The following is a 7,793-nucleotide window of genomic DNA, read 5'->3' on the forward strand; positions in this document are numbered from 1 at the left end:
ATCACGGTAGCAGGAGGTCGGCGACGGTCGACATGCTGGTCGCATGACCTCCGAACAGCACGCCCGGTCCTTCGGCACCGCGGCCGACGCGTACGAGCGCGGCCGTCCCGGTTACCCGGAGGAGGTCGCAGCCTGGATCGTCCCCGACGGGGCGCGGCGCGTGGTGGACGTCGGGGCCGGCACGGGCAAGTTCACCCGCACCCTGCTGGGCCGGGCCGAGGAGGTCGTCGCCGTCGAACCGGACGCCGCCATGCGGGAACGGTTGACGGCGGCCCTCCCGGACGTCCGAGCGTTCGAGGGCACGGGCGAGGCCGTCCCCCTCCCGGACGCCAGCGCCGACGCGGTGACCTTCGCGCAGGCGTGGCACTGGGTGCACCCCGGGCGCGGGGCCACCGAGGCGGCCCGGGTCCTGCGGCCAGGTGGCGTGCTCGGGCTCGTGTGGAACGTCCGGGACGAGACACGGCCGTGGTCCGCTCGCCTCAGCACGCTCCTGGGACAGCCGGAGTCACGGGTGATGGACTACGGCGCGCCCGTCGTCGGCGCACCCTTCGACGACGGCGAGTACGAGCAGTTCCACTGGGTGCACGAGCAGGAGCGTGCGGCGTTCCTGGACATGGTCGCCTCGCGGAGCTACGTGATCGTGCGGCCTGCGGCGGAGCGGTCGGCGCTCCTCGACGCGGTGCAGCGGCTGCTCGACGACGATCCCGACACGGCTGGTCGTGCGCCGATCAAGGTGCCGTACGTCACGCACGTCCATCGGTTCGTCCGACCCTGATCGACGCCGCCTCGACGTCCGACGTCCCGTCCGCGACGGCCACCCCGGCGCGGCGGCGCCCACGAGGCACGCGACGCCACCCGAGGGCGACACGCCCAGCGGGCCGACGGAGCCGACGCTTCAGTGACAGGCTCGGTCGCTCCACGAACCGCCACGACAGGAAGGCGAGGGGAACGACGAGGACCGCGGTGAGCAGGAACAGCATCCACGGGGCGAGGCCGACGTGCAGGCCCGCCGCGACGGCGACCACCACCTGTGCCACCGGCCACCCGTAGATGTACACGCCGTAGGACAGGTCGTCGCGCAGCCGCCACCCGGGCCGCCGTGCCGTCGCGAACCAGATGAGCACGATCGGGAAGCACACCAGGAACAGGACGCGCTGCACGACCTCGGGGGTCACGGTGGGCCCGTAGAGGAAGGGGACCCAACGCGTGAGGACGGAGATCGCCAGCACGACGCCACCGAGCTTGAGTGTGCCGAGGAGTCCCAGGCTCGCCACGATGCCCCATCCGGTGGTGATGCGGACCCCACGGACGGCGAGGAGCGCACCGGCGCCGAACGTCAGGAACATCGGGACGACGGCGAGGAAGAAGTCAGAGGTGTTCCCGATCGACGTCAGGTAGACCACCCACGCCACCGCGAAGAACACCGGGAAGCCGCTGGCGCTGAGGACCCCGAGCACCCCGACGACCACGAGCGCCGAGTAGCAGACGACCTCCCACGTGAGGGTCCACACCGGCCCGTCGACGATGAAGGGCACCGGGTTGCCGCGGAACCCGTCGAAGAGGCGACCGAGGCCGTACGCGACGAGGAGCGCCACGACGAGCCCCGGCACGATGCGGAGGAACCGGTTGGCGAGGAACTGTGGCACGGAGGTACGTCGTCCGAAGCTCTGCGCGATGAGGTAGCCGCTGACACAGAAGAAGCCGAGCACGCCCACGTTGCCGAGCGTCCGGCCGAAGACGACCGGTTCGGACTCGCCGACCAGCGCGAACGAATGCGAGAGCACCACGAACGCGGCGAAGAGCAGACGCAGGACGTCGAAGTTGTTGACGACGGCACCGTCAGTCCTTGGCATCTGCTCATCTTCACGCACATCGGACTCGGGCGCATCCTCGTGGCAGGGACGCAGCCGCCGGGACGGCTACGGTTGCACCATGCGCGCGACCGTGCGGGACGTGGCTGCCCTCGCCGGGGTGTCGCCGAAGACCGTCTCCAACGTGATCAACGGCGGGGTGGCCGTGCGCCCGGAGACCCGTGAACGCGTCGAACAGGCCCTCGCGGAGCTGGACTACGTGCCGAACCTGTCGGCGCGAGGGCTCCGCAACGGCCGATCGGGGGCGATCGCCCTCACGCTGCCGGAGATGGGCAGCGCGTACTCCGCCGAACTGGCGCAGTGGTTCGTCGAACTCGCCCGCGAGCGCGGTTGGATCGTGCAGCTCGACCAGACCGGCAACGACCCGGCCCGCGAGCGCGACCTGGTGTCCCGCGCGCGGGCGCACCTGGTCGACGGGCTGGTCCTCAACCCGGTGTCGCTGAGCGGGAGCGTCCTCGCGTCCACCGAGGGGCTGCCCCCGACGGTCGTCATCGGCGAGGTCGAGCCGGAGCACGTCGACCAGGTGCACGTGGACAGCGTCGCCGCCGCCGAGCAGGTCACCACGTACCTGGTGTCGCGCGGGCACCGCCGCATCGCGATCGTCGGCGCCGCCCGGGACGTCGAGGCGACCGCGACGAGTGAGCTGCGGGAGCGCGGGCACCTGGCGGCGCTCGGAGCGGCCGGCATCCCGGCCGACCCGGCGCTGCGGGTCCCGTTGCCCGCGTGGTCGACCAGTGTGGCCGCGACGGCGTTCGCCGCCTGGCTCGACGAGCACCCGCTGCCCGACGCGGTCTTCGCCTTCACGGACTCGATCGCGTTCGGCGTGCTGCACGTCCTCGCCGCCCGTGGTGTCCGGGTCCCCGACCAGGTGAGCGTGATGGGCTTCGACGACGTGGACGGCGCGGCGTTCGCGATCCCGGCCCTCAGCACGGTGTCGTTCGACCGTCGGGCGTTCGCGACGGCGGCGCTCGACCTGCTCACGCGGCGGATCGAGGACCGGCAGGCGCCACCGGAGACCGTCGTCATCCCGCACCGGATCGTGGAACGCGCGAGCGTCGCCTCGCGGTGATCCGCGCTGCCGGACGCGACCGTCCGGGCACGACCGCCCGGGCGCGACCGTCTGGGCGGACCGTCCGGGCGCGACCGTCCGGTCGTGGGCGTACGCTCCGCGGCATGACCGCCGCCGACGCGTCGATGCCGACGCTCTCCGCCACCGTCCTGCAGTCACCCGAACCGATCGCGCTCGCCCGGTTCTACGGCGCGCTGACGGGGTGGACCGTGCACGAGGACGGACCGACGTGGGCGCGCGTGCGTCCGGACGAGGGGCCAGGCCTGTCGATGCAGTACGAACCGGCCTACGTGGCGCCGACCTGGCCGGGCACGGTGGACGCTCCCGGGATGCAGCTGCACCTCGACTTCCAGGTGGAGGACCTGGCGGCCGCCGTCGCCCGAGCGGAGGGGCTCGGTGCCCGGGTGGCCGAGTACCAGCCGCAGGACGACGTCCGTGTGCTCCTGGACCCGGACGGGCACCCGTTCTGCCTGTTCCTGCCCGGGGCCTGACACGATCCCGTCCGCCGTGCGCGCGGTCGGGTCAGACGGCGGGTGCGTCCGCGTCGTCCGGCTCGGACGGGTTGGGGTCCGCCGCCGCGAGGACTGCCGCGCGGGTCCGGGGGTCGCCGAGGATCCGGAAGTGGCCGCCGACGGGCAGCCGCACGTTCGTGGCTCCGGCGAGTGCACTGCCCTCGGGGATGAGCGTGTCGAAGACGCCGTACACGGAGGTGATCCGAGCGTTCGCGTCGAGTTCGCGCGCCAGCGCCGCAAGGACCGGATCCGCGGCCCGGAACACCCGGAGGTGCCGCACGGGTGCCAGGCGCGCGTACCCGGAACCCGCGAACGGCGTGGACACGGCCACCATGCGGTCGACCCGGCGGTGCTCGTCGAGGCGGGTCATGAGGTACTTCCCGATGAGGCCGCCCTTGCTGTGCGCGACGAGGAGCACGTTGCGCAGGTCGTGCTCCTCGAGGTGGTCCAGCACCTCCTGCGCGGACTCGGGCACGGGCCGGAGGTTGTGGCGCAGCACGGGAAGGACGTGCACGGGGTGGCCCCGGTCGTGCAGGGCGTCCATGAGCGGCCGGAGGAAGTGCCAGGTCTCGTAGACCCCGGGGATGACGACGACGGGCTGGCCGTCTCCGCTCCGGTAGTCGTCGGCCGTGGTCGGCCCGAGGCTGCGCACCTGCCACCGGATCGCGTACCACCAGTCCGCCAGGGCCCACCAGCCACGGCGGACCACGGAGATGCGGACGGGAGGCGCGGCACGGCCGTCCGGGGCGGGTCCGGTCGCGGGGGTGGTCACCTCGGTCACCCGCGGGCCTCCAGCGTCTGCACGCGCCGGAACTCGTCGACGAGGCCCGCGAACGCGACGGGCTGGTGCTCCTGCACGTGGTGCGCTCCGGGCAGCTCGACGAACGCGCCCTGCCGTGCGACGGCGGCGAGCCGCTGCGCCCAGTCACGTCGGGCGATCGGGTCCTCGGAGCCGCGGACGACGAGCACCGGCTGCCCGAGCCGGGGCAGCGTGTCCTCGAGCCGGTGCCGGAGCATCGGCCGGAGCTCGCGGAGGTACTGCGGCATGCTGCGGAGGTAGTCCGTGCCGACGACACCGTTCATCCGGACCCCCTCCCGGATGCAGTCGCGTGCGAGGTCGATGCCCTGGAGCACCGCCGAGCGCCGCCCCGCTGCGACGACCGGGCCGATGAGCACGACCGAGCTCACGGCGTCCGGGTGCAGGCGCGCGGCCTCCGCGACGACCTGGGTGCCCATGGACTGCCCGACGAGGACGAGCTCACCGGCGCCACGGGAGGCGACCGCCCGGACGACCATGTCGCCGAGCTCCTCGACGTCCTGACGCCGCCCCGGTCCGGGCACGCCGCCGAACCCGGGCAGGTCGACGCTGACGGTGCGGTGCCCCGCCACGGCGAGCGCCCGCTGCGTGCGGTGGAACGAGCGGTGTGACGTCCCGATCCCGTGCACGAGGACGACGGTCGGTGCCAGCACGTCCCGCAACCGTCCGGCGGGTGCCAGGGTGTGGAGACGCAGGGCACAGCCGTCGACGTCCACCGTCTCGGTCCTCGTACGCACACCGCGAGGCTACGCGGCAGCCCACAGTGGGACGTCAGCGTCGTCATCGGCCACGCATAGCCACACGGTGTGCACTCGTGTGCATGACCGACGACACCCCGACGACGCCCTCGCGCCGCAGCGACGAGCAACCGTCCGCCCCCACCCCCGCGGCACCCGCCGGGGCACCCGACTGGCGAGCCGCGCCCGCGCCGACCGCCACCCTCGACGCTCCGGGCCCCGCTGCTCCGTCGGGCCCGTCCGCTGCTGCCAGTGCCTCCACCGACCCGTACGCCGCCCGGGACCCGTACGGTCCCTCGTGGAACGGCGGTGGCCCGAGCGGTGCGACCGGCTGGTACGGCGCGGGCGCGGCCACGACGGATCCGTCGCGACGGCGCGGGCCGAAGCCGCCCTGGTTCTGGCCGATCGTCGCGGTGGCGGTCGGGCTCGCGGCACTGCTGGCCGGCGGCGGCATCGGGTTCGCCGTCGGTCACGCGATCGGTTCCGGCACGAGCCGGTCGACCACGCAGCTGCCGGGGACGAACGGCGGGACGAACCAGTTCCCGGGCGGCGGTACCGGCAGGTTCCCGGGGAACGGCACGCAGGGCGGCACCGGAACCGGTTCGGGCACGGGGACGAACGGCGGCACCGGGACGAACAGCGGTTCGACGGGTTCGGACGGTTCGGACAGCTGACCCTCGACCGGGCCGGGCCGGGGCTCTATGCTCCGAGCATGCGCAAGGTCACGGCAGGGCTGTTCGCGTCGGTCGACGGCGTCGTGCAGGACCCGTTCCGGTTCCAGTTCGACAGCTTCGACGACGAGCTCGGGGCGGGCATGGGCGCGTTCATGGCCCGCACCGACACCGTGCTCCTCGGGAAGAACAGCTACCTGGAGTGGGCCGAGTGGTGGCCGGCCCACCCGGAGGACCCCTTCGGGCAGTGGATCAACCCGATCGACAAGTACGTGGCCTCCACCACGCTCGGCGACGACCTCGCGTGGGAGCACTCGACGCGCATCACGGGCGACCTGGACGACTTCGTGCGGGACCTCAAGCAGCGCGACGGCGCGGACATCGCCGTCTGCGGCAGTGTCACGGTGGTCCGGCACCTGCTCTTCGCCGGACTCCTCGACGAGCTCCAGCTCATGGTGCACCCCGTCATCGCGGGCGCCGGGCGCAAGCTGTTCGAACCGACCGACCCGCCCACGCGTCTGCGGCTGATCGACACCACCGTGACGAGCAAGGGCAACGTCCTGAGCACCTACGGGCTGCTGGAGGCCTGACGGAGCCGAGCCGCGCCTCCCGTCCGGGGCGGCCTGGGCCGGCGTGACCGGCAGGTGGACCGCACCACCCCGCAGCGCGCGTACCCTCGGGGGTGACCTTCCCGCACCCGAGGAACCCGGAGCCAGCATGACCCAGGACACCCGCCCGCACGTCGTCATCGTCGGCGGTGGATTCGCCGGGGTCGCCGCCATGCGCGAGCTGGCCGACGCCCCGGTGCGCGTGACCCTGGTCGATCGGCACGTCTACAACATGTTCCAGCCGCTCATGTACCAGGTGGCGACCGGCGGGCTGAACGCCGGCGACGTGACCTACTTCCTCCGGAGCCTCCGCGCGAAGCAGAGCAACGCGGAGTTCCGTCACGGGCTGCTCACCGGCATCCGTGCCGACGAGCGTGTCGCCGAGATGTCCGACGGTGAGCACCTGCACTACGACTGGCTCATCCTCGCGAACGGCGTGAACACGAGCTACTTCGGCACGCCCGGTGCGTACGAGTACGCGTACTCGATGTACTCCCGCTCCCAGGCGCTCCGCATCCGCGACGAGCTGTTCACCCGACTCGAGGAAGCCGCGGCGAACCAGGGGCCCGACGAGATCAAGATCGTCATCGTCGGCGGCGGTGCGACCGGCGTGGAGATGGCCGGGGCGCTCGCGGAGCTCCGCGACCAAGCGCTCGTCGGCGCCTACCCCGAGATCGAGCGCGGGAACATCTCGATCACCCTCGTGCACCGCAGCGGCGAGCTCCTCAAGCCGTTCGCGCCGCGTCTGCGTCGGTACGCGGCGAAGGTGCTCCGGAAGCGCGGTGTCGTGCTGCGCCTCAACACGGGCGTTTCCGAGGTGAAGCCGGACGGCGTGATGACGTCCGACGGCGAGTTCATCCCCGCGTCGCAGGTGATCTGGGCGACCGGTGTCGCCGCGCACAAGGAGGTCTCCGGCTGGGGCATGCCGCAGACGCACGGCGGGCGCATCCAGGTGAACGACGACCTCAGCGTGAAGGGTGTCGAGCGGATCTTCTCGGCCGGCGACATCGCCGCGCAGGACGACGCCCTCGCGCAGCTCGCCCAGCCCGCCCTGCAGGGCGGTCGGCACGTGGCACGGCAGATCGTCCGCCGCATCGAGGGGAAGCCGACCGAGCACTTCAAGTACTTCGACAAGGGCACGATGGCCACGATCGGCACGAACGCCGCGGTCGCGCAGCTCCGTGGCGGCATCACGATGGTCGGGCCGGTGGCGTGGGCCGCCTGGGTCGTCGTGCACATCGCGTCCCTGCTCGGCAACGGCAACCGGCTGTCGACGTTGTCGCACTTCTTCGTCCGCTACCTCTGGTTCATGCGGAAGCGTGCGATCCCGATCGTCGGCGACGTCCGTCCGGTGCGGCCGAACGGGGACCGCGAGCCGGAACCCTGGCAGATGCAGAAGGCGGAGTAGCGCCGGTCCTCCCCGCGCGGGACGGGAGGCGCGGGTCGGACCCGGCCCGCGCCTCCCGTCCGACGTGGTGTGCGCGGGGCTGGCGCCGCCGTGGCCGGGC

The 7,793-nt window shown here is 72.7% G+C and carries 9 protein-coding genes; 6 read left to right on the forward strand and 3 right to left on the reverse strand.

The annotated features are described in order from the left end of the window. Window positions 1-43: 43 nt before the first annotated feature. On the forward strand, window positions 44-775 hold the full coding sequence (locus ACTJKO_RS04920; protein WP_440686275.1) for a class I SAM-dependent methyltransferase: 732 nt from the start codon (window positions 44-46) through the stop codon (window positions 773-775). Here the strand turns inward: ACTJKO_RS04920 and ACTJKO_RS04925 are convergent. Then, entirely contained in the window at window positions 744-1,853 is a 1,110-nt protein-coding gene (locus ACTJKO_RS04925; protein WP_440686277.1) for an acyltransferase family protein, read from the reverse strand. The two genes, ACTJKO_RS04920 and ACTJKO_RS04925, sit on opposite strands and share 32 nt — an antisense overlap. Before the next feature lie 79 nt (window positions 1,854-1,932). Here ACTJKO_RS04925 and ACTJKO_RS04930 point away from each other — a divergent pair, with 79 nt between their 5' ends. Both ACTJKO_RS04930 and ACTJKO_RS04935 read left to right on the forward strand, forming a co-directional pair. Then, complete coding sequence (locus ACTJKO_RS04930) at window positions 1,933-2,940, forward strand: LacI family DNA-binding transcriptional regulator (protein ID WP_440686279.1); 1,008 nt, start codon at window positions 1,933-1,935, stop codon at window positions 2,938-2,940. Window positions 2,941-3,044: 104 nt separating this feature from the next. Continuing rightward, window positions 3,045-3,431 (forward strand): VOC family protein, encoded by a 387-nt coding sequence (locus ACTJKO_RS04935; protein WP_440686281.1) that lies wholly within the window; start codon window positions 3,045-3,047, stop codon window positions 3,429-3,431. Between the two features lie 31 nt (window positions 3,432-3,462). Here the strand turns inward: ACTJKO_RS04935 and ACTJKO_RS04940 are convergent, their stop codons facing one another. Together ACTJKO_RS04940 and ACTJKO_RS04945 are read right to left on the reverse strand one after the other, a co-directional pair. Then, window positions 3,463-4,233 carry an esterase/lipase family protein gene (locus ACTJKO_RS04940; protein ID WP_440686283.1) on the reverse strand — a complete coding sequence of 257 codons (771 nt, stop codon included), beginning with the start codon at window positions 4,231-4,233 and terminating at the stop codon, window positions 3,463-3,465. Continuing rightward, complete coding sequence (locus ACTJKO_RS04945) at window positions 4,230-5,006, reverse strand: alpha/beta fold hydrolase (RefSeq protein ID WP_440686285.1); 777 nt, start codon at window positions 5,004-5,006, stop codon at window positions 4,230-4,232. Before ACTJKO_RS04945 ends, ACTJKO_RS04940 begins: the two co-directional genes overlap by 4 nt. Window positions 5,007-5,089: 83 nt before the next feature. Between ACTJKO_RS04945 and ACTJKO_RS04950 the strand changes: the two genes are divergently transcribed. The 3 genes from ACTJKO_RS04950 to ACTJKO_RS04960 all read left to right on the forward strand — a co-directional run bounded on the left by ACTJKO_RS04950 (window position 5,090) and on the right by ACTJKO_RS04960 (window position 7,693). After that, window positions 5,090-5,680: a hypothetical protein gene (locus tag ACTJKO_RS04950; protein ID WP_440686287.1), complete on the forward strand. Its 591-nt coding sequence runs from the start codon at window positions 5,090-5,092 to the stop codon at window positions 5,678-5,680. Between the two features lie 38 nt (window positions 5,681-5,718). Further along, window positions 5,719-6,267, forward strand: a complete 549-nt coding sequence (locus ACTJKO_RS04955) for a dihydrofolate reductase family protein (protein WP_440686289.1) — start codon at window positions 5,719-5,721, stop codon at window positions 6,265-6,267. 127 nt (window positions 6,268-6,394) lie between these two features. Beyond that, window positions 6,395-7,693, forward strand: coding sequence for an NAD(P)/FAD-dependent oxidoreductase (locus ACTJKO_RS04960; protein ID WP_440686290.1), 1,299 nt, complete (start codon window positions 6,395-6,397; stop codon window positions 7,691-7,693). Window positions 7,694-7,793: the final 100 nt, after the last annotated feature.

Source organism: Curtobacterium sp. 22159 (genome assembly GCF_052045775.1).
Classification (GTDB): domain Bacteria; phylum Actinomycetota; class Actinomycetes; order Actinomycetales; family Microbacteriaceae; genus Curtobacterium.

Coding starts and splice junctions, on each gene's coding strand:
- ACTJKO_RS04930 (WP_440686279.1), top strand. CDS start 1,933: ATGCGCGCGACCGTGCGGGACGTGGCTGCCCTCGCCGGGGTGTCGCCG.
- ACTJKO_RS04920 (WP_440686275.1), top strand. CDS start 44: ATGACCTCCGAACAGCACGCCCGGTCCTTCGGCACCGCGGCCGACGCG.
- ACTJKO_RS04950 (WP_440686287.1), top strand. CDS start 5,090: ATGACCGACGACACCCCGACGACGCCCTCGCGCCGCAGCGACGAGCAA.
- ACTJKO_RS04960 (WP_440686290.1), top strand. CDS start 6,395: ATGACCCAGGACACCCGCCCGCACGTCGTCATCGTCGGCGGTGGATTC.
- ACTJKO_RS04955 (WP_440686289.1), top strand. CDS start 5,719: ATGCGCAAGGTCACGGCAGGGCTGTTCGCGTCGGTCGACGGCGTCGTG.
- ACTJKO_RS04925 (WP_440686277.1), bottom strand. CDS start 1,853: ATGCCAAGGACTGACGGTGCCGTCGTCAACAACTTCGACGTCCTGCGT.
- ACTJKO_RS04935 (WP_440686281.1), top strand. CDS start 3,045: ATGACCGCCGCCGACGCGTCGATGCCGACGCTCTCCGCCACCGTCCTG.